The sequence below is a fragment of the Geodermatophilus telluris genome (assembly GCF_900102745.1).
Lineage (GTDB): Bacteria > Actinomycetota > Actinomycetes > Mycobacteriales > Geodermatophilaceae > Geodermatophilus > Geodermatophilus telluris.
In genome coordinates, this window is sequence record NZ_FMZF01000003.1 from 548,579 (window position 1) to 574,768 (window position 26,190).

General features: G+C 74.2%; 22 protein-coding genes. 4 read left to right on the forward strand and 18 right to left on the reverse strand.

Features of this window, described 5'->3' with window-relative positions; all coding sequences use genetic code 11:
* Positions 1–51: 51 nt before the first annotated feature.
* Complete coding sequence (gene mgrA / locus BLQ97_RS12995) at positions 52–1,083, reverse strand: L-glyceraldehyde 3-phosphate reductase (protein ID WP_091366266.1); 1,032 nt, start codon at positions 1,081–1,083, stop codon at positions 52–54.
* A gap of 90 nt (positions 1,084–1,173) precedes the next feature.
* Here mgrA and BLQ97_RS13000 point away from each other — a divergent pair, with 90 nt between their 5' ends.
* Positions 1,174–1,383, forward strand: coding sequence for a hypothetical protein (locus tag BLQ97_RS13000; RefSeq protein WP_091366268.1), 210 nt, complete (start codon positions 1,174–1,176; stop codon positions 1,381–1,383).
* A gap of 170 nt (positions 1,384–1,553) precedes the next feature.
* Here the strand turns inward: BLQ97_RS13000 and BLQ97_RS13005 are convergent, their stop codons facing one another.
* The 3 genes from BLQ97_RS13005 to BLQ97_RS13015 all read right to left on the reverse strand — a co-directional run bounded on the left by BLQ97_RS13005 (position 1,554) and on the right by BLQ97_RS13015 (position 5,954).
* On the reverse strand, positions 1,554–2,294 hold the full coding sequence (locus BLQ97_RS13005; protein ID WP_217637173.1) for a rolling circle replication-associated protein: 741 nt from the start codon (positions 2,292–2,294) through the stop codon (positions 1,554–1,556).
* A 991-nt stretch (positions 2,295–3,285) separates the two neighbouring features.
* Positions 3,286–4,491, reverse strand: coding sequence for an AAA family ATPase (locus tag BLQ97_RS13010; RefSeq protein ID WP_175471720.1), 1,206 nt, complete (start codon positions 4,489–4,491; stop codon positions 3,286–3,288).
* Positions 4,488–5,954, reverse strand: coding sequence for an HNH endonuclease signature motif containing protein (locus BLQ97_RS13015; RefSeq protein WP_091366271.1), 1,467 nt, complete (start codon positions 5,952–5,954; stop codon positions 4,488–4,490). Before BLQ97_RS13015 ends, BLQ97_RS13010 begins: the two co-directional genes overlap by 4 nt.
* A gap of 124 nt (positions 5,955–6,078) precedes the next feature.
* On the opposite strand from BLQ97_RS13015, the gene BLQ97_RS13020 reads away from it, so the two are divergent.
* Positions 6,079–6,966: a ketopantoate reductase family protein gene (locus tag BLQ97_RS13020; protein ID WP_245692140.1), complete on the forward strand. Its 888-nt coding sequence runs from the start codon at positions 6,079–6,081 to the stop codon at positions 6,964–6,966.
* On the opposite strand, the gene BLQ97_RS13025 is transcribed toward BLQ97_RS13020, so the two are convergent.
* The 9 genes from BLQ97_RS13025 to BLQ97_RS13065 all read right to left on the reverse strand — a co-directional run bounded on the left by BLQ97_RS13025 (position 6,939) and on the right by BLQ97_RS13065 (position 17,747).
* The gene (locus BLQ97_RS13025) at positions 6,939–8,141 is read right to left on the reverse strand and encodes an MFS transporter (protein ID WP_091366274.1); all 1,203 of its coding nucleotides are present in this window, start codon (positions 8,139–8,141) and stop codon (positions 6,939–6,941) included. The genes BLQ97_RS13020 and BLQ97_RS13025 overlap by 28 nt on opposite strands.
* A gap of 108 nt (positions 8,142–8,249) precedes the next feature.
* The gene (locus BLQ97_RS13030; protein WP_091366276.1) at positions 8,250–9,323 is read right to left on the reverse strand and encodes a maleylacetate reductase; all 1,074 of its coding nucleotides are present in this window, start codon (positions 9,321–9,323) and stop codon (positions 8,250–8,252) included.
* On the reverse strand, positions 9,320–10,210 hold the full coding sequence (locus BLQ97_RS13035) for an intradiol ring-cleavage dioxygenase (RefSeq protein ID WP_217637174.1): 891 nt from the start codon (positions 10,208–10,210) through the stop codon (positions 9,320–9,322). Before BLQ97_RS13035 ends, BLQ97_RS13030 begins: the two co-directional genes overlap by 4 nt.
* A complete protein-coding gene (locus BLQ97_RS13040; RefSeq protein WP_091366278.1) occupies positions 10,207–11,961 on the reverse strand; it encodes an FAD-dependent oxidoreductase in 1,755 nt (584 codons plus the stop codon). Before BLQ97_RS13040 ends, BLQ97_RS13035 begins: the two co-directional genes overlap by 4 nt.
* Before the next feature lie 106 nt (positions 11,962–12,067).
* Positions 12,068–12,946 carry a helix-turn-helix domain-containing protein gene (locus BLQ97_RS13045; RefSeq protein ID WP_091366280.1) on the reverse strand — a complete coding sequence of 293 codons (879 nt, stop codon included), beginning with the start codon at positions 12,944–12,946 and terminating at the stop codon, positions 12,068–12,070.
* Positions 12,947–13,032: 86 nt separating this feature from the next.
* Positions 13,033–15,366 (reverse strand): glycoside hydrolase family 65 protein, encoded by a 2,334-nt coding sequence (locus tag BLQ97_RS13050; protein WP_091366486.1) that lies wholly within the window; start codon positions 15,364–15,366, stop codon positions 13,033–13,035.
* Between the two features lie 116 nt (positions 15,367–15,482).
* The gene (locus tag BLQ97_RS13055; RefSeq protein WP_091366282.1) at positions 15,483–16,091 is read right to left on the reverse strand and encodes an ATP-dependent Clp protease proteolytic subunit; all 609 of its coding nucleotides are present in this window, start codon (positions 16,089–16,091) and stop codon (positions 15,483–15,485) included.
* Positions 16,092–16,145: 54 nt separating this feature from the next.
* Positions 16,146–17,123, reverse strand: coding sequence for an NAD-dependent epimerase/dehydratase family protein (locus BLQ97_RS13060; RefSeq protein WP_091366285.1), 978 nt, complete (start codon positions 17,121–17,123; stop codon positions 16,146–16,148).
* Between the two features lie 84 nt (positions 17,124–17,207).
* Positions 17,208–17,747 (reverse strand): DUF4396 domain-containing protein, encoded by a 540-nt coding sequence (locus BLQ97_RS13065; RefSeq protein ID WP_091366287.1) that lies wholly within the window; start codon positions 17,745–17,747, stop codon positions 17,208–17,210.
* 135 nt (positions 17,748–17,882) lie between these two features.
* On the opposite strand from BLQ97_RS13065, the gene BLQ97_RS13070 reads away from it, so the two are divergent.
* A complete protein-coding gene (locus BLQ97_RS13070) occupies positions 17,883–18,218 on the forward strand; it encodes a YnfA family protein (protein ID WP_091366289.1) in 336 nt (111 codons plus the stop codon).
* Between the two features lie 388 nt (positions 18,219–18,606).
* Here BLQ97_RS13070 and BLQ97_RS13075 read toward each other — a convergent pair whose 3' ends face one another.
* The 4 genes from BLQ97_RS13075 to BLQ97_RS24235 all read right to left on the reverse strand — a co-directional run bounded on the left by BLQ97_RS13075 (position 18,607) and on the right by BLQ97_RS24235 (position 23,698).
* Positions 18,607–21,486 (reverse strand): vitamin B12-dependent ribonucleotide reductase, encoded by a 2,880-nt coding sequence (locus tag BLQ97_RS13075; RefSeq protein ID WP_091366291.1) that lies wholly within the window; start codon positions 21,484–21,486, stop codon positions 18,607–18,609.
* A gap of 137 nt (positions 21,487–21,623) precedes the next feature.
* Entirely contained in the window at positions 21,624–22,169 is a 546-nt protein-coding gene (nrdR, locus tag BLQ97_RS13080; RefSeq protein WP_091366292.1) for a transcriptional regulator NrdR, read from the reverse strand.
* A gap of 457 nt (positions 22,170–22,626) precedes the next feature.
* Positions 22,627–23,259, reverse strand: coding sequence for a hypothetical protein (locus BLQ97_RS13085; RefSeq protein WP_139173625.1), 633 nt, complete (start codon positions 23,257–23,259; stop codon positions 22,627–22,629).
* 160 nt (positions 23,260–23,419) lie between these two features.
* Positions 23,420–23,698: a LysM peptidoglycan-binding domain-containing protein gene (locus tag BLQ97_RS24235; protein WP_139173627.1), complete on the reverse strand. Its 279-nt coding sequence runs from the start codon at positions 23,696–23,698 to the stop codon at positions 23,420–23,422.
* 629 nt (positions 23,699–24,327) lie between these two features.
* Here BLQ97_RS24235 and lexA point away from each other — a divergent pair.
* Positions 24,328–25,107: a transcriptional repressor LexA gene (gene lexA, locus BLQ97_RS13095; protein ID WP_091366297.1), complete on the forward strand. Its 780-nt coding sequence runs from the start codon at positions 24,328–24,330 to the stop codon at positions 25,105–25,107.
* A gap of 35 nt (positions 25,108–25,142) precedes the next feature.
* On the opposite strand, the gene BLQ97_RS23365 is transcribed toward lexA, so the two are convergent.
* A complete protein-coding gene (locus BLQ97_RS23365) occupies positions 25,143–26,189 on the reverse strand; it encodes a hypothetical protein (RefSeq protein ID WP_091366488.1) in 1,047 nt (348 codons plus the stop codon).
* Between the last annotated feature and the right edge of the window lies 1 nt (position 26,190).

Sequence of the window (26,190 nt, forward strand, 5' to 3'; positions counted from 1 at the left end):
CCCGCCCGCAACCGGCCGCCGTCCCTCGCGGGGACGGCGGCCGCTGCGCGCTCAGGCGGTGCGCGCCCCCTGCCAGAGGTCGATGCCGGCGTCGACGGCGTGCCGGTCGATGCGGGCCAGCTCGTCGTCGGAGAAGTCCAGCCGGTCGAGCGCGGCCACGTTCTGCTCGAGCTGGGTCACGCTGCTGGCGCCGATGAGCACGCTGGTCACCCGCCGGTCGCGCAGCGCCCAGGCCAGCGCCATCTGGGCGAGCGACTGCCCGCGCTCCTGCGCGATGTCGTTCAGGGCCCGCACCCGCTCGAGCGCCTCGTCGGTGAGCAGGTCGGTCGACAGCGACTTGCCCTGGCTGGCGCGCGAGCCCTCGGGCACGCCGCCGAGGTACTTGTCGGTGAGCATCCCCTGCGCCAGCGGGGAGAACGCGATGCAGCCGGCACCGACCTCGGCGAGGGTGTCGAGCAGGCCCTCCGTCTCGATCCAGCGGTTGAGCATCGAGTAGCTGGGCTGGTGGATGAGCAGCGGCGTGCCGAGGTCGGCCAGGATCGCGGCGGCCCGGGCGGTGTCCTGCGGCGAGTACGACGAGATGCCGGCGTACAGGGCCCTGCCCGACCGGACGGCGGTGTCGAGCGCGCCCATCGTCTCCTCGAGCGGCGTCGTCGGGTCGGGCCGGTGGGAGTAGAAGACGTCGACGTAGTCCAGGCCCATCCGGCGCAGCGACTGGTCGAGGCTGGCCAGCACGTACTTGCGCGAGCCGCCGCCCTGGCCGTAGGGACCGGGCCACATGTCCCACCCGGCCTTGGTCGAGAGCACCAGCTCGTCGCGGTAGGGGCGGAAGTCGTCGCGCAGGTGGCGGCCGAAGTTGGTCTCGGCCGAGCCGTAGGGCGGGCCGTAGTTGTTGGCCAGGTCGAAGTGGGTGATCCCCAGGTCGAAGGCCCGCCGCAGGACGGCGCGCTGGCGCTCCATCGGCACGTCGTCACCGAAGTTGTGCCACAGCCCGAGGCTGATCACCGGCAGGTCCAGGCCGCTGCGCCCGGTGCGGCGGTAGGTCATGGTCTCGTAGCGGTTCTCCGCAGCGGTGTGGGTCATGGCGCTGTCCTGCCCCCGCCCCGGCCCGGGGAACCACGGCGGCCGTGGCGTGGCCGCGGCACGCGTCCTACCGGCGCAGGTCCAGCAGCGTTGGAGAAGCGGCTGGCCAAGCTGACCCGGACCGACACCCTCACCGGCCTGGGTACCGGTGAGGTGTTGCGCGAGCAGTGGGCCGGGCTCAACCTCTCCCGGCAGGCCGCCATCCTGCGTACGTTGATCGCTCACGTCACCATCGGTCCCGGTGTCCGTGGAGCCCGGGCCCTCGACCCCGATCGCGTGCAGGTGACCTGGCTCCTCTGAACCCCGCCGGCCGGCCACGCGCTTCGCCCTCCGGGCGAGCGCGCGCGACCGATCCGCCGGCGCCCCCAGCAGCGCGACGACCCGAGACACGGCGGCCACGTCCTCGACATGCAGCGGCACGCCCGAGGCCTCGCAGGAAGCCGCCACGCGCGCGGCCAGCTCCTCGGGGCTCATGACCACATCGCCCACACCGCGGGCGGGCCTTCCCAGCCGATCGCCTCGTCCGAGGTCCACACTTCGACCGGTTCGGCGCCCATAGCCTCGGCGGCCTGGGCCATGACGTCCTCGACGCTGCGGCCAGACAGCCGCACCCGCTCCGGTTGGAAGCCCTGGGCCACCTCGTAGCGGTGCAGCCCCGGCACCCGCCGGGCATCGAACGCCTTGTGCACGTACTTCGACAGGTAGCGCGCGGCCACCCGAGCCTCGTCCCGCGGCGTCGAGCCGGACGGCAGGTGACCGAGCAGCTTGATGTGCACAAACCCGTGGCCCCAGGCTCGCTCGATCGACCGGCGGGCGATGAAGCGCCCAACGGCGAAGTGCACGTGCTGCCCGTGGTCGGTCGTGTGCCATTCCGGCACCCACACGTAGGCGAACGCCTGCCCGCCGAGCAGGTCTCGCAGCGTCCGAAAGAACTGCGCCACGTCGCGTCGAAGCTGGAACGGGTCGTGACAGCCCGCGCCGCGGTAGGTCAGGGTGCCCAGCCGGTTGAGCCGGTTGTGCGCGCAGTACCGGCGCACCATCCGCGCCGCCCGCCTCGCTGCTTCCTTGCGCGACCGGTCCGGGTCACCGCCACCGGCATACCGCTGCACCGGCACCGAGTAGCGGAACGAGCCCCCGGCTTCGCCAGCACCGGGATAGAGCGTGACGAACCAGCCCGCAGGACTGGACGCAGACAGGGATGGGGCAACCACGAAGGCCTCCGGAGCAACCGATCAGCGACTGATCGGCCCCGGCGGCTACGCCCTCGCGTCATCTACTGCTTCGGCATCAGCAGCCTGCCGCCCACACACTCAGCACGAGGCTCACGGGGATTGGGGCCCTACCCCGGTCGCGCAGCGTGGGTTACGCGCACCGTTGATCCGCAAGCCCGCGCAGCATCAACAAGCCCCACCAGCGTTGTCAAGCCAGGCGGCGAACGGCGACCCCTCCGGCACGAGCATGAGCCACACCCGCCCACGACCAAGGGCACCGCTCACCCACTCCGCCAGTCCCGGAGCTCTTGGCCGTGGTCGCGCGCGGCAGGGGCACGGTCCTGCGGAGCCGCCGCCGGAACGGGCCAGAAGACGAGCCGAGTTATGTTGCTACTTCAAGTGAAGTGCCGCGCCGCCTACGGCAGCGCGGCACGCAATTCATCGAATCTTTCGAGCATGCGAGCGAGGCTCGCTGAGCGAGCCCGGGCGACGTCAACATCCATGCGAGCCGCTAGCCGTGGCTGCCAGACCGGTTTGGTGTAGGCGCGAGGACGGAGGGCGCGCTTGATCTCCGACACGCCCCGCTTGCCCGACTGATACTCCAGACCTCCCAGTTCAAGGCTCTCAGCCGACGAATACAGCCAATCTTCAAAATCGCAGTCTGCCAGGGCTACCCGGACAGGTACCGCGACATTCTTCACGGCGCGCTCAAGCAACTCAGGTCCACGCTCAGCGACACAGTCGCCTTCCCCATCGAGAACCACGAGAACCCCTACGCATCCAGGGCGGACCCCAGCGACGGCCGTATAACCCTCGATGCCGTTCGGCACGATGGCTTTGTCTCGACCGTGACACGGAACCGGTTTGCCGAGCACGTCCCGATACTCGCCTTGGCTGTAGAGGTAGGCGCGAAGGAGTACTGGCAGCGCGTTGCGGTCACCTGCCCCTTCGACGACAAGACCGACGTGAGGGGATTGAGGATCCGCCACCATTAGATTGCGGGATCCAATGAGTCGGACCGAAGGAGTTGACCTGGAGTGATAAGCCCTAGGCGGACAGGCTCCTTCGAATGTTCCGAAATTGGAGCAACGTGGGAGGCGTCGCTCTGGCTCCACACGATGCGGATAGAATCGATTGGGAGCGCGTCGACGATATCTGCGCTGTGGGTTGTGATCAGTATTTGTGACTGCTCAGACTGCACCTGAAGAAGTTCAACCAAGGTGCGAAGCGCACCCAGGTGAATAGCAACCTCCGGCTCCTCGATGACCAGCAAGCCCGGACGACTCCGCTGCAGAGCAGCGAGGAGGATTGCGAGCGCACGGAGAGTCCCGTCGGACATTTGCTTCGCATAGAACTCCCGGATGCCACTCTCCGTACGCTGGCGGAAGCGAAGCGTCTGACGATCGGCCAGGCGCGCCACCTCGATGCTCTCAATGCCCGGCACGATCGCGGCGAGCTCGTCAACCAGTTCTCGCTTTGTGGCGGCGTCGAGGTTCTCGTAGATGCTGGTGACATTTGATCCGTCCGAATCAAACTCGCGCGTCGACGAGGGCTCCTGAAGATCTGCCACCTTTGCGGGGTTGACCTCCACCGTTTGCATCATCTGGAGCGCGTCATAAACGACGTACCCGCCCAGACCCCCCGTCGAGATGGCGCTTTGCCCGGGCGCAACAACGAACTCAGCACGGCGACGGTTGGCGCCGTTCTGACGGGCATCAGTCCAGACGACCTTTGAGCCGTCACTGTCTAGGGTGAACCGACGTCCGCGCCAGTACACATCTGCGGACTCCTTCTTGACTTTGTACCGCTGACCTTTGACCGCGCCAAGGCGAAGCTCATAGGTAGACGCCGGATTTTCGCCCATGGCGAAGGTGAGCCGGATAGCCGGGTCGTAAGGTCGACCGGCGCTCCGATGTCGGAGCTGATCGAACCCACCTCGGCGCGCAATCGCAGTCTGTAGTCCGTAGGTTGGGATTTCCCTGAGCAGCTTGATCGCTGCTACCAAGTTCGATTTGCCGCTAGCGTTCGGCCCGACTAGCGCGATGAACTCGCCGAACTCCAACTTCGCCTGCTTGTAGGACAAGAAGTTGGTGAGCTCAAGACTTATAAAGCGGGGATGCTCCCGGTCCACGAATTCGGTATCCAAATTCGTTTCGTCGGAGTCAATCTCCACCAGGCCGTCGTCCAAGCTGGTCACCCGCCAAATCTAGCGGGCAGGTCCAACCAGTAGGCAACGTTGCGCGCCTGACCAATGTCGGCCTGTGGCCCGATGTGGTGACGCTCAGACCCGACGACGGTGGCACTTCGCCTGTGAGTCCCTCGATGCCCTCGCGACGAGCCGAGGGCGGCTCGGCGGGTGCCTTTGCCACTAGCGAGGTTGCCGCAGTCCGTGGCGCCGCCGTGCGCGTGCGGGACGACGTGGTCGGCGTCCGCCCACCCCACCCGTTGGCCGCAGCCGGGGAAGCGGCAGGTGCGGTCGCGGGTGTGCACGAAGGTCTGCTGCGCCGCACTCGGGTCGTGCCGATCGACCGGGGCCGGCCGGTCCAGCACCCCGCACCCGCAGTCGCTCTCCAACGGCGGGTGCTCCGCGCAGCCGCGGCTGGCGATCCGGCGGAGCTGGTCGAGCGTCGTCGTCGCCCGCAGGGTGCCGTCGTCCTCGGTGAGCGCCAGCGTCACCGACCCGCCCTCGGGCGTGCGCAGCCCCAAGCCGTCGAGCTGGGCGAGCAGCTCGCGCAGCTGCCCGAGGGTGATCGGCAGGCCGTTCACCTCGCCCGCCTCGGCCGACTCCCCGCGCAGCGCACCCAGCGTGGCGATCAACTGCAGGTGCGCCGTCACCGGCGGACGGGAGACGTCCCACGGCCGCTGGATCAGATCCGCCAGCACCGCCGCACGCAGCTGCCCGATGCGACGGTCGTCGCCCTCCTTCTTCAGGAGCACGGCCAGTTGGTCGACCAGGTCGAAACAGGCCGCCGCCACGGGGGCCGGCAGGTCGGCGGCCAGCGTGCTCATCCCCTCCCGCGGGGAGGGGTAGACACGGACGTCGGCCTGCCGCTCGGCGTCCTTGCGCCGGGCATCGACGGCGTCGGCGTCCACGGCCAGCAGGGCGGCGACGGCGCGCTTGCGCAGGGTGTGCGTGGTCCAGCCGGCCGCCTGCCCGATCAGCCGGGCCTCCACCTCGCGGGCCACGATCGGGTCGGTGTGCTGCAGCACGTCGACGAGCACCTTGGCCCGCGCCTCGTCCAGCACGCCCTCGGCGAGCGCGGCCCACGTGGCGGGCAGGCTCTCGCGGTACACCCACGCCCGCTGCGCCAGGATCGAGGCCGAGCGGCGGCCGCAGTTGAGCACCACCGCCAGCTCGGCGGTGAAGAACTCCGAGACACCCGGCAGCTCGGGGTCCGGCGCCCACGCTCCCCGCCTCGCCCCTGGGGTGCCGGGCGGCGGGTCGAGGTCGTCGGGGCTGTCGTCGGCCAGCCCGAGAACCAGCTCGGCCTCGTAGGCGGCCAGCCGGGCCTTGAGCCCGGCGACGTGCTCCAGCTCGGCGGCCTTCTGCTCCCGGGTGAGCAGCCCGACCGGCAGCCGGCGCAGCTCGGGCCGCTCGGCGACGAGCAGGCCGAGGAGACCGCCGTCGCACGGCGGCGCGTCCTCCCCGATCTGCTCCACGAGCCGAACCTACGACCGGGGTACGACAGAAACCGCAGGTCAGCGGACCGACCGGCGAGGAGTGAGCCACGGTGCCGGGATCGGGCACGCCGCAGACCGGCGGGCGGGTGCTTGCATGACCGACATGACGACGCGGGTGGCGGTGCTCGGACCGGGTGGTGTCGGCGGGCTGCTGGCGGTCCTGCTGGCGCGGGTGGGTGCGGAGGTCACCTGCCTGGCGGGTGCGGACTCGGTGGCGGTCCTGCGCCGCGACGGCATCCGCCTGGAGAGCGCCCAGCTCGGCGACTCCACGGCGCGGGTGGACGCCGCCGAGCGGCTGGCCGGGCCGGTCGACGTCTGTCTCGTGTGCGTCAAGGCCACCCAGCTCGACGCGGCGCTGGAGCGCGTGCCGGCCGACGTCCTCGGCGGGGCGCTGCTGGTGCCGTTCCTCAACGGCGTCGAGCACGTCGGGGAGCTGCGGCGGCGCTACCCGGCGGCCGGCGTCGTCCCGGCCGCGATCCGCGTGGAGAGCACGCGCACGGCGCCCGGTGTCGTCCGGCACGGGAGCCCGTTCGTCACCGTCGACCTGGTCGCCGAGGGGGTGCTCGGGGACCGGGTGCGGGACCTGGCCGACCTGCTCGGGCGCGCGGGGGTCGCCGTCCGGGTGGGCGACGACGCGGCGGCCGTGCTGTGGGGCAAGCTCGCCTTCCTCGCACCGTTCGCGCTGCTCACCACGTCGGCGCGGGCCACGGCCGGCGAGGTGCGGGAGCAGCGCCGCGACGACCTCCTCGCCCTGGTCGCCGAGGTGGCGGCGGTGGCCGGCGCCGAGGGTGCGCCGACCGACGCCGAGCAGGTGGTGACCTTCTTCGACGGCGTCCCGGCCGCGATGCGCTCGTCGATGCAGCGCGACGCCGAGGCCGGCCGGCCGACGGAGCTCGACGCGATCGGCGGCGCGGTCGTCCGGGCGGCGCGGCGGCACGGCATCGCCGTCCCGGTGACCGACCGCTACGTCGCGGAGCTCTCCGCCGGCTGAGCCTCCAGCGGCCGGGTGGCGCCGGCCGCCAGCAGTCCGGCGGCCAGGACGACGACCACGACGAGCAGGGCGTCGACCACGCCGGTGGCCTCCGCGACCAGGCCGATCAGCGGCGGGCCGGCGAGGAACGCGGTGTAGGCGATCGAGCTGACCACCGACACTCGCACCGCCGCCCGCACCGGGTCGTCGGCGGCGGCGCTCATGCCGACGGGGAAGCCGAGCGCGGCGCCGGCGCCCCAGAGCACCGCCCCCGCGACGGCCAGCGGCAGCGTCGGCGCGGCGACGAACAGCAGGAGGCCGACGACGGCGGTCGCGCCGCCCGCCCGCAGGGTGGTCACTCGGCCCCACCGGGCCAGCAGCGAGCCGCCCAGCACCCGGACGGCGGTCATCGCGGTGACGAAGCAGGCGAACCCGACCGCGGCGGTGGCCTCCGAGACGCCCTGCCCGTCGACCAGCGCGACGGCCAGCCAGTCGTTGGCGCTGCCCTCGGTGAAGGCGAAGGCGAGGGTGAGCGCGCCGACCAGCAGCGTCCGGGGCTCCCGCCAGGCCCGCCCGATGCCGGACCCCTCCGACCGCGCGGCCTCCTCCTCGGGGTCGGCGGCCAGGAACGAGCGGACGGCGACGGCGATCGCGGCGAAGGACGCGCCCGCCACGACCAGGAGGTGCACCGGCAGCGGGAGCGCCAGCGCCGCCGCCGCGGCACCGAGCAGCGCGCCGGCGACCGTGCCGAGGCTGAACCCGGCGTGCAGCCGCGGCATGAGCGCCCGGCCGAGCCGCTGCTCGACCGCGGCGCCCTCGATGTTCATCGCGACGTCCCAGCCGCCCACGCCGGCGCCGGTGAGCGCCAGCCCTGCCGCCGCCAGCGGCACCGAGGCGGTCCCGAGACCGGCGGCGAGCAGGAGCTGGCCGGTCGTGGTGACGGTCGCGCCGACCAGCACGGTGCGCGCGGGGCCGAGGCGGTGCACGACCGGCCCGGTGGCCGGCAGCGCGACCGCGGAGCCGACCGCGAGGCACAGCAGCAGCAGGCCGAGCTGGGCGGCGGACAGGTCGAGGGTGTCGCGGGCGGCCGGCACCCGCGAGATCCACGACGCGAAGGCGAACCCGTTGACGACGAAGGCGGTGGCCACGGCGGTGCGTGCCCGGCGGAGCGACGGGGTGGTGGTGCTGGCGGTCACGGTCCTCCTGACGACGGGCGCCGGCCCCCGCCGGCACCGACCACCGTAGAGACGGCGCTCGGCCGTGCCGCAGCGCCACCGCCGGCCCCGCGCTGGGCCGGTCCGCCCTCAGCGCGCCGACGCGGGCGGCTCCCCGGCCCAGGCGGCGCGCAGCAGGGCGGTGACGCCGGCGCGGGTGACCGGTCGGGGGTTGGGGTACGGCGCGGCCACCGCGAGGCCGGCGACGCGGTCGACGTCGTCCTCGGTCACACCCAGCTCGCGCAGGGAGCGGGGCGCGCCGAGCCGGCCGGCCAGCTCCCAGAGCTCCCGCGCTGGGTCGGGCGTGCCGCCGAGGGCACGGGACAGCGCGGCGACCGCGCCCGGGACGGCGGGCGCGTTGTACGCGAGGGCGTGCGGCAGGACGACGGTGTGGGTCGGCGCGTGCGGCAGGTCGAGGGTGCCGCCGAGGGTGTGGCACAGCTTGTGGTGCAGCCCCGTCGTGGTCGCGCCGAGCACCGCGCCGCACAGCCACGCCCCGTACTGGGCCTCCCCGCGGGCGTCGAGGTCGCCGCCGTCGGCGACGACGGCGGGCAGCGCGGCGGCCAGTGCCCGCACCCCCTCCTCCGCCATGAGGGAGACCACCGGGTTCGTGTCGGGGGCGTAGAGACCCTCGACGGCGTGCGCCACCGCGTTGATCCCGCTGGTCGCCGACAGCTGCGCGGGCAGGGTGAGGGTGAGCTCGGGGTCGTACACGACGCTCCGCGGCAGCACCCGCGGGTCGCGGCCGGTGCGCTTGGCCCCCGCCTCGGTCAGCCCCCAGATCGGCGTCATCTCCGAGCCCGCGTACGTGGTGGGGACGGCGACCACCGGCAGGCCGTGCTCCAGGGCGATCGCCTTGCCCAGCCCCACGGCCGACCCGCCGCCGACCGCCACGCACCCGTCGGCGCCGAGCTCGACGGCCCGGGCGCGGGCGCGGTGCGCGACCTCGACCGGCACGTGCACGCGCGCCTCGGCCAGCACGCCGGCCGCGCGGTCGCCGAGCGCGGCGGCGACGCGGGTCCCGGCCTCCTCCTGCTCCGGGGAGCAGAGCACCAGCACCCGGGTCAGGCCGAGGGCGGCGACCTCCGCGGGCAGCGCTGCCAGCGAGCCGGCGCCGAACACCACCCGCACCGGCAGCGCGGTGTAGGTGAACGGCCCGATCACGGGTGGTCCTCGCGCAGCAGCGACAGGTCGAAGGTGAGCGCGCGGAACGGGTTGGCCAGCCCCACCTCCGCCGCCCGCGCCGGGTCGTCGACCTCCGGCACCTCGCGCACCAGGGACTCCTTGACCCCGAAGACGGCGTCGGAGTCCAGGTACGGGGAGTCGGCGACGAACACGTGGGTGGTCACCGGCCGGTGACCGGGCGCCGCCGCGATGAAGTGCAGGTGCGCCGGCCGGTTGGGGTGCCGGCCGGTGGCGGCCAGCAGCTGCCCGACCGGGCCGTCGTCGGGGATCGGGTAGAACCGCGGCACCACCGAGCGGAACCAGAACCGGCCCGCGTCGTCGGTGGTGAACAGCCCGCGCAGGTTGCCCGGCGGCTGGATGCCGGGCTGCTGCACGTCGTAGAAGCCGTCCTCGTTGGTCTGCCAGACGTCGACGGTCGCACCCGCCAGCGGTTCGCCGTCGGGGCCGGTGACCCGCCCCGAGACCAGGCAGGGGGTGCCCTTGCCGTCGAGGGCGATGTCGTCACCGAGCTGCCGGGGCGGGCTGTCCACGACGTGGAACGGCCCGAGCACGGTGGACTCCGTCGAGGTGCCGCCGGTGCGGTGGTTGATCGTCTCCACCAGCATCGACACCCCGAGGACGTCGGAGAGGAGGATGAACTCCTGCCGGGTGTCGGAGCTCGTCTGGCCGGTGCGGGTGAGGAAGTCGATCCCGACCGCCCACTCCTCCTCGGTGAGCTCCACGTCCTTGACGAAGGCGTGCAGGTGGCGCACCAGCGACGTCACCACCTGCCGCAGTCGCGGGTCCGGCGTGTGCGCGAAGCTGGCCGCCACCACCTCCGCCGACCGCTCCTCGCTGAACAGCTCCCCGCTCGCCCCGCCGGTCACGAGGCCCGGTCCAGGACGGTGCGCAGGGCGGCCTCCAGCGCGGCCTCGGCGTCGGGCACGGGGCCGGCCGACCGGAAGGCGACGTGGTTGTCGGGGCGGGCGAGCAGCACCCCGCCGTCGTCGGTGCCGCGCACCCGCGCCCAGTCGCCGTAGAGGTCGTCGTACTCCTGCCCCGGCCCGACGACGACGGCGGCCACCTCGACGCCGAGCCGCTCCCCCACGGCGGCCGCGGCCCGCACCCAGGCCTCCCCGCCGATCCCGGTGAAGACGGTGAACCGGCCCTGCCCGCCGAGGTCGAGGGTGGAGACCTGCCGCCGCCGCGGCCCGGTCAGCCACGCGTGCGGCAGCTTGGCGCCCGGCCGCGAGGACGCGTGCGAGTACAGCTCCGGGTCGCGCAGCGGCTCCTCGGGCGGGGTGCCGTCGGGGACCACCGCCGTCGACGCGTAGCGCTGGTCCATCTCCACCCCGTGGCAGTTGAACTCGTAGTCCTTGAACGCGATCGCCTCGCGCAGCGCCGCGCGCTGCTTCTCCGCCTCCGGCGTCGCCTGCTTGCGGGCGGCCATGTGCTCGACCATCAGCCCGGGGTCGGAGGTGTCGAGCAGGCCGAGCGCGTCGAAGATCCGCGCGGTGTCGGCGATCGACTGGTTGGCCCGGTCGACCACCTGCCGGCCCACCGGCGCCCGCTCGGCCGTGTAGGTCTCCAGCAGCCCCGGCCCGGCCTGCCTCCGGAGCACCATCGCCAGCTTCCACGCCAGATTGTAGGCGTCCTGGATGGAGGTGTTGGAGCCCAGCCCGTTCGACGGCGGGTGCCGGTGCACGGCGTCGCCGGCGCAGAACACCCGGCCGGCGGAGTAGCGCTCCGCGGCGAGGTGGTTGACCGTCCACGCCGAGCTCGACGAGATCGTCACCGGCACCGAGTCGTCGCCGACGAGCCGGCGCACGATCCCCAGCGCGTACTCCTCGGTGAGGTCCGGCGGCGGGCCGTCGATGTCGTAGCCCCAGACGATGAGCCACCGGTGCCAGGGCCGGACCATCCGCACCAGGCCCGCGCCGATGCCGCCGACGTCGGCACCGGGCTGCAGCACCCAGTAGAGGACCGAGGGGCGGTCGGCGACCAGGTGCGACAGGTCGGCCTCGAAGACGATGTTGATGCTGCCGCCGACGCCCATCTGCCCGCGCAGGGGCAGCCCGACCGCCTCGGCCACCTGGCTGCGGCCGCCGTCGGCACCGACGACGTAGCGGGCGCGGACGTCGTACTCGTCGCCGCGCAGCCGGTCGCGGACGTGCACCGTCACGCCGTCGTCGTCCTGCTCGAGGGAGACGAACTCGGTGTCGAAGCGGATCCGGGCACCGCGGGACTGGGCGGTGTGCACCAGCAGCGGCTCCATGAGGTCCTGCGGCATGTCGCACATCCGCGTCGGGCTGGCCGCGGAGTAGTCGGCCATCCGGTCGGGCCGGGTGCCCCACGCGTGCAGCCGGCCGAGCTCCTCCCCGGCGATGGAGGTGCAGTACACGAGGTTGCCCATCAAGTGCTGCGGCGTGGCCTCGGCCGCCACCTCCTCCTCGACGCCGAGGTCGCGCAGCACCTCCATCGTGCGCTGGTTGGTGATGTGCGCCCGCGGGGTGTCGGCCAGCCGGCCGTGCTTGGTGATGACGGTGGTGTCGACGCCGTAGGTCGCCAGGGCCAGCGCGGCCGCCGAGCCGGCGGGTCCGCTGCCGACCACCAGGACGTCGGTCTCGAGCTGGGCCATCGGTGCGCCTCCTGTGTCGCCGGTCACGTCGCACCGAGTGTCGGCAGCGCCGGCGGCGGTGTCCTGCACGTCCGTGCCGTCCCGGCTGCACGGAACGCGCGGGCGCTCAGCCGGTGCGGCGCAGCGCGCCGGGCGTGGTGCCCAGCTGGGCCCGCATCACCCGGGTGAGGTGCTCCTGGTGGGAGAAGCCGCAGCGGGCGGCGACCTCGGCGATCGGCTCCCGGCCGGTGCGCAGCATCCGGGCGGCCTCGTCGACGCGCAGCGCCAGCAGGTAGCGGTGCGGGGCCACCCCGGTGCGCGCCTTGAACTGGCGGCTGAACCGGCTGGTGCTCAGCCCGGCCGCGGCGGCCAGGTCGGCGAGCGCGACCGGCTCGGCCAGCCGGGCCTCCATCAGCGCCCGCACGGTGGAGAACTGGCGGGCGCCCAGGCCGCGGGCGGGGCCGTCGTCCGCGCCGTCGCGGCCGGTGCGGTGCCGGCGGACCAGCTGCGCGGCCGCGGTGCCGCCGAGCTGGTCGACGTAGGTCCGCGCCGTGGGCTCCCAGTGCCGCAGGGCGTCGTCCATCGAGCGGAGCACCTGCTCGAGCAGGCCGTCGGTGGTGCCGAGCTCCTCGGCCAGCTCCACCGGGGAGTCCGCGCCCGCCGCGTCCTGGAGGGCGGTGTCGGCCAGGTAAAGGTGCACCGTGCTCAATTCGCCGCCGAGCTCCACGGTGAGGTCGCGGCCGGCCGGGTGGATGAACAGCCCGCCCGCCGGGACCTGCCGCGCGCGGCTGGCCGTCCCCCGGCCGCGGCGCACGGTCACCGGACCGTCCAGGTGCAGGATCACCAGGTGAGTGCCGGCGGCGTCGAAGGACTGCCGGTAGGGGCGCTCGCGCTGCACGGAGAGGTACTGCCGGTCCCAGCCGAGTCCGGTGCTGGTGCGCTCGGGCCGGACCCAGGGCTGCCCGAGGATGCCGTTGGTGTCCGCGAGTCCCAGTTCGTCCGACACCCGTCCCGCTCCCGCCGATCGGCCCTGACCGCTGTGAGCTGCGCGACTGCGAGGGTAGCCGCCGCGCCGGGCCCCGAGGCCGGTGCTCAGGTGCCGGGTTCGCGGCCGGCCGGCTGGCGTGGCTCGGCGAGCAGCGGGTCGGGGTCCCGCAGCGGCACGGTGACCGGCGCGTCGGCGGTGACCGACAGGCGCGCGCCGTCCACGACGACGGTCACCGGTCCCGGGCCGCGCAGCAGCGTGACGGTGGTGCCCTCGCGGGTCGTCTCCACGCGCAGCAGGCTGCCGCGCCAGGTGACCCGGTAGGCGGTGCGGGACAGCGCCGAGGGCAGCAGCGGCGCGAGCTCGAGGTCCGCGGCGTCCTCCCGCAGCCCGCCGAGGCCGGCGACGAGGGCCAGCCACGCCCCGCCCACCGCGGCCAGGTGCAGGCCGTTGGCGGTGTCTCCCCGGAGGTCGCGCAGGTCGACCAGGGCGGCCTCCCGCACGTAGCGCAGCGCGAGGTCGGGGTGCTGCGCCTGCGCGCACACGACCGCCTGCACGGCGGCCGACAGCGAGGAGTCCCGGACGGTCCGCGCCTCGTAGTAGTCGACGTCGCGCGCGACCTCCTCGGCGGTGAACTCGTCGCGGCACCACCACAGCGCCTGCACGAGGTCGGCCTGCTTGAGCACCTGCCGCCGGTAGAACTCGGCGTAGTGGTGGTGCTCCTGGACCGGGTAGGCGTCCCGCTCGACCTCGAAGGGCCACTCCCGGTAGGTGGTGAAACCGGCGTTCATCGGGTGCACCCGCAGCCGCTCGTCCCACGGGACGTGCACCGCGTCGGCGGCCGACCGCCACGCCGCCGTCTCGGCGCGGTCCACGCCGAGCTCCGCCGCGCGGTCGGGGAGCCGCTCGCAGGCGTCGGCGGCCCACCGGAGGTTGCGCCGGGCCATGAGGTTGGTGAAGACGTTGTCGTCGACGACGCCGGTGTACTCGTCGGGTCCGGTCACGCCGAGCCAGTGCCAGCCGCCGGCCGCGTCCTCGTGGCCCAGCGCCAGCCACAGCCGGGCCGTCTCGACGAGCACCGGCAGGCCGCCGACGGTGTCGAGGTCGCGGCCGGTGACGTTCTCGTGGAGGCGGAAGGCGCGGGCGACGTCGGCGTTGACGTGCACCGCCGCCGTGCTGGCGGGCCAGTACGCCGAGACCTCGGGCCCGCTGATGGTGCGCCAGGCGAAGGACGCCCCCGCCAGCCCCAGGGTCGCGGCCCGCTCCCGGGCGGTGTCGAGGGTGTCCGCGCGCCACCGCAGCAGGCGGGCGGCCGCGTCGGGGCGCAGCAGCGTCAGGGCCGGCAGGACGAAGCCCTCGACGTCCCAGAAGGTGTGGCCGCTGTAGCCGATGCCGGTCAGGCCCTTGGCCCCGACGGGGGCGCCGGAGATGCAGGCGGCGGCGCCGGAGAGCTGGAAGACGGTGTAGCGCAGCGCCTGCTGGAGCTCGGCGTCACCGTCGACCTCGACGTCGGCCGTCGCCCACAGCTCGTCGAGCACGGCCCGCTGGCGGGCGAGCAGGCCGGCCCACCCGAGGTCGAGGGCGGAGCTGACCGCGGCCGAGGCCTGGCCGACGACGGAGTCCGACCCGGCGTCGCGCGACCAGCTGTAGCCCACGACCTTGACGATCGTGACGGCCTCGCCGGCGGCGAGGTCCGCGGCGACCGTGGTGACGACGTGCTGCTCGTCGACGTGCGTGGTGACCCGGCCGCCGTCGACCTCGTGGCCGACCGCGGCCGCGACCGTGATGCCCGACCGGCGGGTGCGCTCCACGAGGGCGCCGCCGGTCGCGTTGCCGATCTGGGCGCGGGGCTCGAAGGCCTCGTCCAGGCACTCGGCGACGCGGGGGTCGTCGTTGTCCACACCGGCCGGCGTCACCGCGCCGGCGGCCAGCTCGGACCGGACGACGACGTGCGCGGGCCCGTCCAGGGCGCGGACCTCGTAGCGCACCGCGCAGACCGACCGCTCCGCCAGCGAGACCAGCCGTCGCGAGGAGACCTCCACCGACGGGCCCGACGGCGACGTCCAGTGCACGCGGCGGTCGAGGGTCCCGGCGCGGAGGTCGAGCGTCCGCTCGTGCACCTGCGGCGGGACCTCGCGCACGTCCAGCGGGACGCCGTCGACCACGAGCCGCAGCGGCGTGCCGTCGGCGACGGTCAGCAGCGCCTGTCCCACCCCGGGGTGGCCGTAGCCGCCCTCGGGGTAGGACAGCGGGTGGGTCTCGTAGACGCCGGACAGGTAGGTGCCCCGCATGCCGAAGGGCTCGACCTCGTCGAGCGTCCCCCGGATCCCCACGAAGCCGTTCGACAGGCTGAAGACCGACTCGGCGACGGCGAGGGTGCCGGGGTCCACGCGGGGCTCGCGGACCAGCCACGGGTCGGTGTCGAGGGTCGGGGCGGTCACGTCGGGTCCCTCGCTCACGTCGTCGGGAACGGGACGGACGCCGGGTCCTGCGTCCCCTCCCTGTCCTACCGGTCGGCACTCCCCCGCGCGATCCGGCCGTGCCGTGCGCGGGGCGCTCAGCCGGCCGGGACCGGCGCCGGCCCGGGCAGCGCGGACGCCGAGGTGACGACGTGGTCGACCAGCCCGTACGCGCGGGCCTCCTCGGCGGTGGACCAGCGGTCGCGGTCGGAGTCGCGCTCGATCTGCTCGACGCTCCGCCCGGTGTGCTGCGCCTGCAGCTCGTCCACCTGGCGCTCGAGCCGCCGCAGCACGTCCGCCTGGATGGTGACGTCGGACTCCGTGCCGCCGACCCCGCCGAGGGCTGGTGCACCAGGGATCCGGGTGTGCGGCAGCGTGAACCGCTTGCCGGGCGTGCCGGCGGTCAGCAGGAACTGCCCCATCGAGGCCGCCATCCCGACCGCGTACGTGGCCACGTCGCAGTCGATGAACTGCACGGTGTCGTGGACGGCCATCCCGGCGGTCACCGAGCCGCCCGGGGAGTTGACCTGGAGGTGGACGTCACGGTGCGGGTCGTCGGCCGCGAGCAGCAGCATCTGCGCGCAGAACTGGTCGGCGACGACGTCGTCGACCTCGCTGCCGAGCACGAGGATGCGCTCGTCGAGCAGGCGGTCGAAGACGGCGTCCTGCGGAGAACGGCACTGGAGTGCGCCGGGGAGTGGTGGGATCTCGCCGTTCGCGCAACTCTCGCGCCGTCGGCGGAAGGGTGTTGACGGCCGAGCTCAGCGCACGGTGTAGGGCCCGGTCGACTCGGCGTGGTAGCCCTTCGCGCCGACCGCGAGCGCCAGCTCGCTGCGCGGCGGCCGGCCCTCCGCGAGCAGGTCCAGTGCCCGGCGGAAGTCGTACTCCGGCGTCCAGCCGAGCTCGGCGCGGACGGCGTCGTTGACGTACACCCGGTCGATGCGCGGGAACAGCCGCCACCCCAGCCGCTCGTAGAGCGCGGGCGCGTCGGGGAACAGCCGGGCGACGACCGCCGGGGCGTCGGTGCGCAGCGCGGCGAGGTGCTCGGGCCGGAACGGCGTGGTCGCGCTGACGACGTAGCGCGCGAAGCCCAGGTCCGGTGCCCGCTCGAGCGCGGCGCGGTGCGCCGAGACCACGTCGGCGAGGTCCACCCGCCGCGACAGCAGCTCGTTGACCTTCACGTTGTCGTCGGCGTAGGCGGTGCGGACGTCGTCGGCGTCGTCCCCCTCGGGGAAGAAGCGGGCGGTGCGCAGGACGACCACCGGCAGGCCGGTGTCGCGGGCGACGAGCTCGGCGAGGTCCTCGGCGGCGACCTTGGTGGCGCCGTAGACGTTGCGCACCCGCGGCGCCACCGCCTCGGTGATCCACGCGGCCGGCGCGCCGGGAGCGGGGACCAGCGCGCGGCCGAAGGCGCTCGTGGTGCTGGTGACCACGACCCGGCCGACACCGGCGGCCACGGCCTCCTCCAGGACGGTCAGCGTGCCGGTGACGTTGGTGTCGACGAACGCCTGCCGGTCGTGGGTGCCGACGTGCGGCTTGTGCAGCGTGGCGGTGTGCACGACGGCGTCCACGCCGGCCAGCGCCTCACGGACGGCGGCGCGGTCGGTCACCGAGGCGACGACGTCGGTCCACCGCGACGGCAGGACGTCGAGCCCGACGACGTCCTCCCCCGCGGCGCGCAGCACCCGCACCAGCGCCTCGCCGAGGTGTCCCGAGCTCCCGGTCACCAGCACCGCCATGCCGGCACCCTGGCACGGGTCGCACCCGGGTGGACACCGGTGCCGGCACCTGCGCCGGGCGGGCGGCAGGTGCCGGCACCGCGGTCAGTGCTGCCGGTGGCGGCCGGGACCCTCGGCGTCGGCGGTCTGCCGGTCGTCGGTCCCGTGCCCGCCGCCGTGGTGGGCGTGGACGACGGCGTGGCCCCTGCCGCGGCTGATCAGCCAGCGGTTGACCGGCACGGTGACGACGAACGCGACCGCCAGGGCGAGCGCCAGCGTGCCCCAGAACAGCCAGCTGTCGAGGTGGGCCTCCATGGCGCCCGGCACCAGCAGCACGACCCCGTTGTCCACGATCTCCATGACGGTGATGGAGACGGTGTCGGCGGCCAGCGCGATCGGGACCGCCGCGCGCAGGGACAGGCCCGAGCGCACCACCGGGCCGATCGTGAACGAGTAGCCGAACACGAAGGCGAGGACGACGGCGAGCACGATCGTCTGCACGTCGGACCAGCCGAGGGCGGTGCCGATGACCATGCCGAGGACCTCACCGATGGCACAGCCGGTGAGGCAGTGCAGCGTGGCCGAGACCGCCAGACGGGTCAGCGCGCGGCCGGTCGGGCGCTGGGTGTGCATCGCGTGTTCCATCTCTGCTCCTCCGTCGGGCGCCGGACGGGCGCCTCGCCTCCCCCCACCATTGATACCCCCATGGGGTATATGGGCGCAAGGGTCCTCCGCCGCCTGTCCCGCGGCGCTCGGCCGGCGCCTGACAGGCTGCGGTCCATGACGGTCGTGCGCTCGGTGGTGCTGTTCGTCCTGGCCGCGGTCGCCGAGATCGGCGGCGCCTGGCTGGTCTGGCAGGGCGTGCGGGAGCACCGCGGCTGGCCGTGGGTCGGGCTGGGCGTGCTCGCCCTCGGGGCTTACGGCCTCGTCGCGACCCTGCAGCCCGACGCCCACTTCGGCCGGGTCCTGGCCGCGTACGGTGGCGTGTTCGTCGCCGGCTCGCTGGCATGGGGCGTGGTGGTCGACGGCTTCCGGCCCGACCGCTTCGACATGCTGGGTGCGCTGGTCTGCCTGGTCGGTGTCGCGGTGATCGCGTATGCGCCCCGGTCGGCGTAGCACCCCGGTCTCCGGGCCGAGTACGACCGGCGCGAGGTGGTCGCGCGCAGCAGCGGGGTGCGCGCGGCGGACCGGGTCAGCGCGGCCCGCGGTCGGCCTGGGTGGCCGGCGCGTCGACGAGCACCGCCCGCTGCTCGTCCGGGGCTCCCCTGTCGCGGAGACCCGGTCGGACGTCTCGTGGACCTGCTGCCCGACCGGCCCGGGCAACGCCTCGCGCATCGGGGCGCCGATGAACCCCGGCCGGGCGACGAACTCCCGGTGGACGGCGTCGGCGGCCAGGGAGGCCCGTTCCGCAGGGCCGTCGGCGGGGCACCCCACCCTCCTGACGCCACCGGCCCGGCCCCTCGCAGGGGGCCGGGCCGGTGGCGACCTCAGGGTGCCGGTGCGGTCAGCTGCAGCCGCTGGTGGAGCCGCAGCCCTCGCAGACGTAGCAGCTGCCGGCCGGGCGCATCTTCGTGCCGCAGGTCATGCACAGCGGCGCGTCGGTGGCGGTCCCGGTGACCAGTTCGAGCAGCTCGGCCGAGGAGTGCGCCTCCTTGGCCGGCTTGTCGGCGGCCTTGGTCGACACGGCCTCCGGCGCGGTGGGGGCCTCGGTCGGTGCGGAGCCGCGCAGCGCCTCGAGGTCGACCTCCTCCTCCTCGACGACCGCGGTCGTCGAGGCGGAGACGCCGTAGCCGGACACCTGTGCCGCACGCTCCTCGGCGGTGAAGATGCCGAGGGTCGCGCGGGTCTCGACCGGCAGGTGGTCGAGGGCCAGGCGGCGGAAGATGTAGTCCATCACCGACTGGGCGATGCGGATGTCGGGGTCGTCGGTCATGCCGGCCGGCTCGAAGCGCATGTTGGTGAACTTCTGGATGTAGGTCTCCAGCGGCACACCGTGCTGCAGCGCGATCGACAGCGAGATCGAAAAGGCGTCCATGACACCGGCCAGGGTCGACCCCTGCTTGCCCAGCTTGAGGAACACCTCGCCGAGGCTTCCGTCCTCGTACATCCCGGCGGTCATGTAGCCCTCGGCGCCGGCGACGCTGAACGACGTCGTCATGCTCTGCCGCTTCTTGGGCAGCCGGCGGCGCACCGGGTGCGACGTCGTGGCGACCGGCGCCGCCTCGACCTCGACCGCGGTCTCGGTCTTCTTCGCCTTCGCGTCGGACAGGGGCTGGCCGACCTTGCAGTTGTCGCGGTAGATCGCCAGCGCCTTGAGGCCGAGCTTCCAGCCCTGGAAGTAGATGTTCTCGACGTCCTCGACGGTCGCCGTCTCCGGCATGTTGACCGTCTTGCTGATCGCGCCGGAGATGAACGGCTGCACCGCGGCCATCATCCGGACGTGGCCCATCGGGGAGATGGCCCGCTCGCCCATGGCGCAGTCGAAGACCTCGTAGTGCTCCGGGCGCAGGCTCGGCGCGTCGACGACGTGGCCGTGCTCGGCGATGAACTCGACGATCGCCTCGACCTGCTCGTCCTGGTAGCCCAGGCTCTTCAGCGCCCGCGGGACCGTCTGGTTGACGATCTGCATGGAGCCGCCGCCGACCAGCTTCTTGTACTTGACCAGCGAGAAGTCCGGCTCGATGCCGGTCGTGTCGCAGTCCATCATGAAGCCGATGGTCCCGGTGGGGGCCAGCACCGAGGCCTGCGCGTTGCGCCAGCCGTTGTCGGCGCCGAGCTCCAGGCAGTCCTGCCACTGGGCGGTCGCGACCCGCAGCACGTCGGCGTCGTCGGCGCCGACCGGGCGGATGGCGTCGTTGGCCGCGGCGTGCTTGCGCATCACCCGGGCGTGGGCGTCGGCGTTGCGGGCGAAGCCCTCGTAGGCGCCGACGATGCCGGCCAGCTCGGCCGAGCGGCGGTAGGCGGTGCCGGTCATCAGCGAGGTGATCGCCGCGGCCAGCGTCTGGCCGCCGCGCGAGTCGTAGGCGTGGCCGGTGGCCATGAGCAGCGCGCCGAGGTTGGCGTAGCCGATGCCCAGCTGCCGGTAGGCGCGGGTGGTCTCACCGATCGGGTCGGTCGGGAAGTCGGCGAAGCAGATCGAGATGTCCATCGCCGTGATGACCAGCTCGACGGCCTTGACGAAGGTCTTGGCGTCGAAGGTCCCGTCGTCGTTGAGGAACTTCATGAGGTTCAGCGACGCCAGGTTGCACGAGCTGTTGTCCAGGCTCATGTACTCCGAGCAGGGGTTGGACGCGTTGATCCGGCCCGTCTCGGGGTTGGTGTGCCAGTCGTTGATGGTGTCGTCGTACTGGATGCCCGGGTCGGCGCACTCCCACGCGGCCCGGGTGACCTTGCGGAAGAGGCCCTGGGCGTCGACGGTCTCGATCACCGAGCCGTCGAGGCGGCCGCGCAGCGCGAAGCCGGTGCCGTCCTCGACCGCCCGCATGAACTCGTCGGAGACGCGGACCGAGTTGTTCGCGTTCTGGTACTGGACGCTGGTGATGTCCCTGCCGCCGAGGTCCATGTCGTACCCGGCGTCGCGCAGCGCGCGGATCTTGTCCTCCTCGCGCGCCTTGGTCTCGATGAACTCCTCGATGTCGGGGTGGTCGATGTCGAGGACGACCATCTTGGCCGCGCGGCGGGTGGCCCCACCGGACTTGATGGTCCCGGCGGAGGCGTCGGCCCCGCGCATGAAGCTGACCGGGCCGGAGGCGGTGCCACCGGAGGAGAGCAGCTCCCTGGAGGAGCGGATGCGGGAGAGGTTCAGGCCGGCGCCCGAGCCGCCCTTGAAGATCAGCCCCTCCTCGCGGTACCAGTTGAGGATCGAGTCCATCGTGTCGTCGACGGCGAGGATGAAGCAGGCGCTGACCTGCTGCGGCGCGCTGGTGCCGACGTTGAACCACACGGGGCTGTTGAAGCTGAACACCTGGTGCAGCAGCATCCACGTCAGCTCGTGCTCGAAGACCTCGGCGTCGCCCTCGCTGGCGAAGTAGCCGTGCTCGCGGCCGGCGGCACCGTAGGTGAGCACCACGCGGTCGATGAGCTGGCGCAGGCTGGTCTCGCGCTGCGGGGTGCCGACGGCACCGCGGAAGTACTTGGTGGTGACGATGTTGGTGGCGTTGATGCTCCACTCGGCCGGGAACTCGACGCCGCGCTGCTCGAAGTTGATCGACCCGTCGCGCCAGTTGGTCATGACGACGTCGCGCCGCTCCCAGGTCACCTCGTCGTACGGGTGCACCCCGGCCGTCGTGTAGACCCGCTTGACCTTCAGGCCCTTCCCCCGGGTCGGCGCCTTGGCGGCGGTCCGACGCGTGCGGCCGGTCACGCGGTCCTCGATCTCGGTCACGAGCTCTCCCTTGGTGAGTGGTCCGGGCGGCTGGGGAAGAGAGCCGCCCTGTTCCTATCTGGCACTGCTGACGGTTTCGGTGGTGCGGGGTGGGCCGGCGACGCTGCCGGCCGGGTGCGGTGACGGGTGGGCGGCGGTCAGCCGTCGCGGGTGGCCGACGGGCTGCGGGCCGACCCGCGGCGGCGGGGCGCCGGGGGCTCGATCTGCAGGCCGGGCAGCGGCGGGGTCCCGCCGCGGTGGTGCCGCGCCCGCAGCTCGGTGATCTCCTTCTCGAAGTCCTCGACCGAGGTGAAGGCCCGGTAGACGCTGGCGAAGCGGAGGTAGGCCACCTCGTCGAGCTCCCGCAGCGGCTGCAGGATGGCCAGCCCCACCTCGTGGCTGGGGACCTCCGCCACGCCGCTGGCGCGGATGGCGTCCTCCACCTGCTGGGCGAGCTGCTGCAGCTGGTCCTCGTCGACCGGCCGGCCCTGGCAGGCCCGGCGGACGCCGGCGACGACCTTCGAGCGGTTGAACGGCTCGCTGACGCCGCTGCGCTTGACGACGGCGAGCACCGCCTCCTCCACGGTGGTGAACCGGCGGCCGCAGGCCGGGCACGAGCGACGACGACGGGTGGTGGCCCCCTCGTCGGCCTCGCGCGAGTCGATCACCCGGCTGTCGGGGTTGTGGCAGAACGGGCAGCGCACTGCGGATCACCTCCCTCCGCGGACGGTGGTGCCGGCGGCCGGACGGTGCTCCGGGAGGAGCTCGCTCGACGTCGACGTGTGGACTTCCCTGGGGACATCCGGTGGATGTCCGGGGGAGGTCCTGAGGACGGCCTGTGGACGACTTCCGACGGTGCAACTACTAGATGTAGGGGGACCTTAGGTCGCCCAACACAAGATCTGCAAGCCGAACGCGGGCGTGTCGATTCCGCCGAGATGCGCTCGTGACCCGGTGGTGACCAGGCGCGAGCAGGTCCCCCACCCGTCACACGACGCGCCGGGGCGTCCCGCGTGTCGGCGCGCACGGCACCGCGGGGTGGTGTAGACGCCGCCGCCCGGACACCGGCGGCCGGACGCCGGTGGCCGGACGTGCGACGGCCCGGGCGGCGGACCGTTCCCGGCCGCGGCCGCCCGGGCCGGGGGACGCCGTGCGCGCCGGCTAGCGCGAGGGGCGGACCGCGGGACGGCCGCCGCGGTGGGACACGAGGTCGTCGAGGCGGATCGGGCGGGTGAGACCGTCCTCCTCGGCGCCCGCGGTCGGGGCGGCCGGGGTGGGGACGGCCGCGGACACGGCGGCGGTCACGGCGGGCATCTCGGCGGTCAGCGCACGGTGCCGGCCGGAGTCGGCGGGTGCCCGGTGCCGGCCCGCGGTGACCACGCCGACGGCGGGCTGCTCGGCGGTGACGTCACCCCCGTGGCGGCGTCCGGCGCGGCGCGGCCGGCCCACCGGCTCGACGACGGCCATGGCCACCGTCGGCGCGGACACGGGCACACCCGTCGACACCGACACCGTGGCGTCGGCCGCCGACGCGGCACCCGGCTCGCCGGCGAGCGCGAGGTGCCGCTCCGGCAGCCGGACGGCGGCGAGGTCGAGCCAGCGGCCCTCCCCGTCCGCGGCGGGCAACGGGCCGGAGCGGTCGTCGCGCGAGCGGACGAGCGCCTCGCAGCCACCGGCCTCGTCGTGCCGCCAGCCGAGCATGGCGCCGGGCACCCAGGTGCCGTCGAGGAGCACCTCGACGTCCTGCGGGGCGCGGAAGACGACCGAGGCGCGGCTGTTCACGGCTGCTGACACGCCGTCGACCGTAGGTGCCCGACCGGCCCGGCCCCGGGAGCGACCTCGCGCGGAGGGTTGACGAACTCGGCGCCGCGGCCTCGTCCATGTCTGCCGGGCCGCCGCGTGCCGGGCCGCCGCCTGCCCGGCAGCGGCCGCCGGACGGGAGGTGCGCCGCCGGTCACGGCAGCCGGAGGACCTGGCCGGGCACCAGCACGGCGCCGTCGAGGTCGTTGAGCTCCTCGATGGCGTCGACCACCGCGCGCACGTCCTGCCCGTCGCCGGCCACCTCGCCGGCGAGGGACCACACCGTGTCGCCGGGCCGCACGACGACGCTGCTCTCCCCCGCCAGGCGCAGCCCGGCCTCCCCGCCGGTGACCCACGGCGTCACCACCGACCCCAGGACGACGCCGGCCCCCAGGACGAGCGCGAGGACCAGCCGCCGACCCCGGCGGGTCAACCGGAGCCGCGCCGGCGCCCGCCCGGGCCCGGTCCCCCCGCGGACCGCCCCGGCGGCGACCCGGGCGCGCGGCAGCCGCCCTCCCGGGCGGACCGGGTCGCGGCGGGCCCCCGGAGCCTCGGCGGATGGCCCGGCGGTGCGGGCCGGTGGAGCGGCGGGGCGGTCGGGGACCGGCCGCAGGTGCCCGGTGACCCGGGGACCCGATCCCGGCAGGGGTGCCCGCCCGGCCGGCCGCGCCGGACGGGACGGCCGCTCGCTGCGGGACCCCGGCTCCAGCAACGGCCGCCACGGGACCTGGACCGCTGCGTCGAACTCCAGCACGGCCTGCCGCACGCTGCCCATGACCAGTCCTCCTCGTCGGTCCACCGTCCGAACGTCGAACACGCGTTCGATCGAACGTCTGTGCGATGTCTACCGCATGCGTCCGACACGGTCGACCCGACACCTCGCCACGGTTTCGAACACACGTTTGAAGTACCGGCGTCGAGGCGCTACCGTCCGACCAGCACCCGTCCGCCGTCGCCTGCGGGCACCGGCGGGGCCGCGGCCGCGGGTCCCGGAGAGGACGGCGCGACCCGGCAGCGGGCGGACACGAGGGGCTGTGGGGGCACAGCCGGCGAGGAGGAGACGTGGCGGGCAGCAGCGGCACCGGCCAGCGCACGCGGACCGGCGGGGCGGCGACCCGGCGCACCCCGAGGGCCGCCGCGGACGCGGCCGGTCCGGGCGGCGGGACCGGGGCGGTGCGCACCTTCCCCGACCGGACCGAAGCCGGCGACGGCCTCACCCAGCGGCAGCGGCGCGTCCTGGAGGTCATCCGCGACTCGATCGAGCGCCGCGGCTACCCGCCCTCGGTCCGCGAGATCGGCGAGGCCGTCGGCCTGTCCTCGGCCTCCTCGGTGGCCCACCAGCTGTCGGTGCTGCAGAAGAAGGGCTGGCTGCGGCGCGACCCCAACCGCCCGCGGGCGCTCGACGTCCGGCTCCCCGGGGACACGCCGGCCGAGACCGCCGCCCCCGCGGCCGAGGCGGGCGCCGGCGCGCCCACCTACGTGCCGCTGGTCGGCCGGATCGCCGCCGGTGGCCCGGTGCTCGCCGAGCAGGCCGTCGAGGACGTCTTCCCGCTCCCCCGCGAACTGGTCGGCGACGGCACCCTGTTCATGCTGCGCGTCGCCGGCGACTCGATGGTCGACGCGGCCATCTGCGACGGCGACTGGGTGGTCGTGCGCCAGCAGCCCACCGCGGAGAACGGCGAGATCGTCGCGGCCATGCTCGACGGCGAGGCCACGGTGAAGACCTACAAGCGCCGCGACGGCCACGTCTGGCTGCTGCCGCACAACCCGGCCTACGAGCCGATCCCCGGCGACGAGGCGACCGTCCTCGGCCGCGTCGTCACCGTCCTGCGGCGGGTCTGACCGGAGTCCGGGGCGGCGGTCGACCGCCGCCCCGGTCAGGCCCCCGGCGGACCGGGGGTGCGTCGGCGGCGCAGCCGGCCCCCGACGAGGACGAGCAGGGTGGCCACGCCGGCCGCGACGAGCGCGGCGGTGACCACGGACAGGCCGGTGCTGCCGTCGTCGAGCAGCGACGACAGCGACGGCTCCGCCGCCGGGCCGGGCGCGGGCGTGGTCGCGGGCGTCGCCGCGGGGATCGGCACCTGCGTCACGTCGCCGGGCACGCCCTCCCCGGCCACGAGCAGGGCCTGGCCGTCGGCGGTGAAGCTGACCGCCTCCCCCTGCGGCGCCTCCGGCAGCGCGATCCGCACCGGCTCGCCGGCCAGCGCGCCGGGCACGTCGGACCCGGCCAGCGTCCAGACGTAGGCGTCGGTGTAGGTGCGCAGCGCGATGCGGCTGCCGTCGCGGGCGACCGCGCCGCCGGTCACCAGCAGCTGCCCGGCGCGGCCCACCGGACCGCCCGGCGTGCCGGTCAGGGTGAAGGTCACCGTGCCGACGTCGGCCAGGGCGACCGTGCCGCCCTCGACCAGCGGCGCGGCCGGCCGGTAGAGGTGACTGGCGCCGAGCACCTCCTTGGTCACCACGTACGGGGTGCCGTCGGGGGCCAGCAGCAGCGCCTCGGCGTCGTGCGCACCGTCGGGGTAGGTCAGCCGGTACAGGGCGGTGGACCCGTCGGGGCGCAGCGCCACGAGGGCGACGGTGTCGCGGGTGGCGTTGTTGTCGCCGGTGTCGGCCAGCCACACCGTGCCGTCGGCGCCCACGCCGAGGTCCTCGGGGTCGTAGGGGTCCAGGGGCGCGGTGACCACGTCGGCCACCGCGCAGGTGCCGTCGAGCACGTACAGGGCCACCTGCTCCCCGCCGTCGACCACGGCCAGCAGCCGGTCGCCGACGTCGACCAGGCCGGAGAGCTCGGCCAGCCGCGGGTCGGTGACCGTGCACCGCGTGCTCGGCGCGGCGGGCTCCTCCGCGGCGGCCGGCGCCGGGAACGCGGCCGGGCCGAGCCCCAGCAGCAGAGCCGCGCCGGCGCCTGCGACCCGGCGCCGCACG

What these genes read in the sequence shown, in the direction of transcription:
- mgrA (WP_091366266.1), bottom strand. Translation starts at nt 1,083, where the DNA reads ATGACCCACACCGCTGCGGAGAACCGCTACGAGACCATGACCTACCGC.
- BLQ97_RS13020 (WP_245692140.1), top strand. Translation starts at nt 6,079, where the DNA reads ATGACGACGCGGGTGGCGGTGCTCGGACCGGGTGGTGTCGGCGGGCTG.
- BLQ97_RS13040 (WP_091366278.1), bottom strand. Translation starts at nt 11,961, where the DNA reads ATGGCCCAGCTCGAGACCGACGTCCTGGTGGTCGGCAGCGGACCCGCC.
- BLQ97_RS13060 (WP_091366285.1), bottom strand. Translation starts at nt 17,123, where the DNA reads ATGGCGGTGCTGGTGACCGGGAGCTCGGGACACCTCGGCGAGGCGCTG.
- BLQ97_RS13065 (WP_091366287.1), bottom strand. Translation starts at nt 17,747, where the DNA reads ATGGAACACGCGATGCACACCCAGCGCCCGACCGGCCGCGCGCTGACC.
- BLQ97_RS13070 (WP_091366289.1), top strand. Translation starts at nt 17,883, where the DNA reads ATGACGGTCGTGCGCTCGGTGGTGCTGTTCGTCCTGGCCGCGGTCGCC.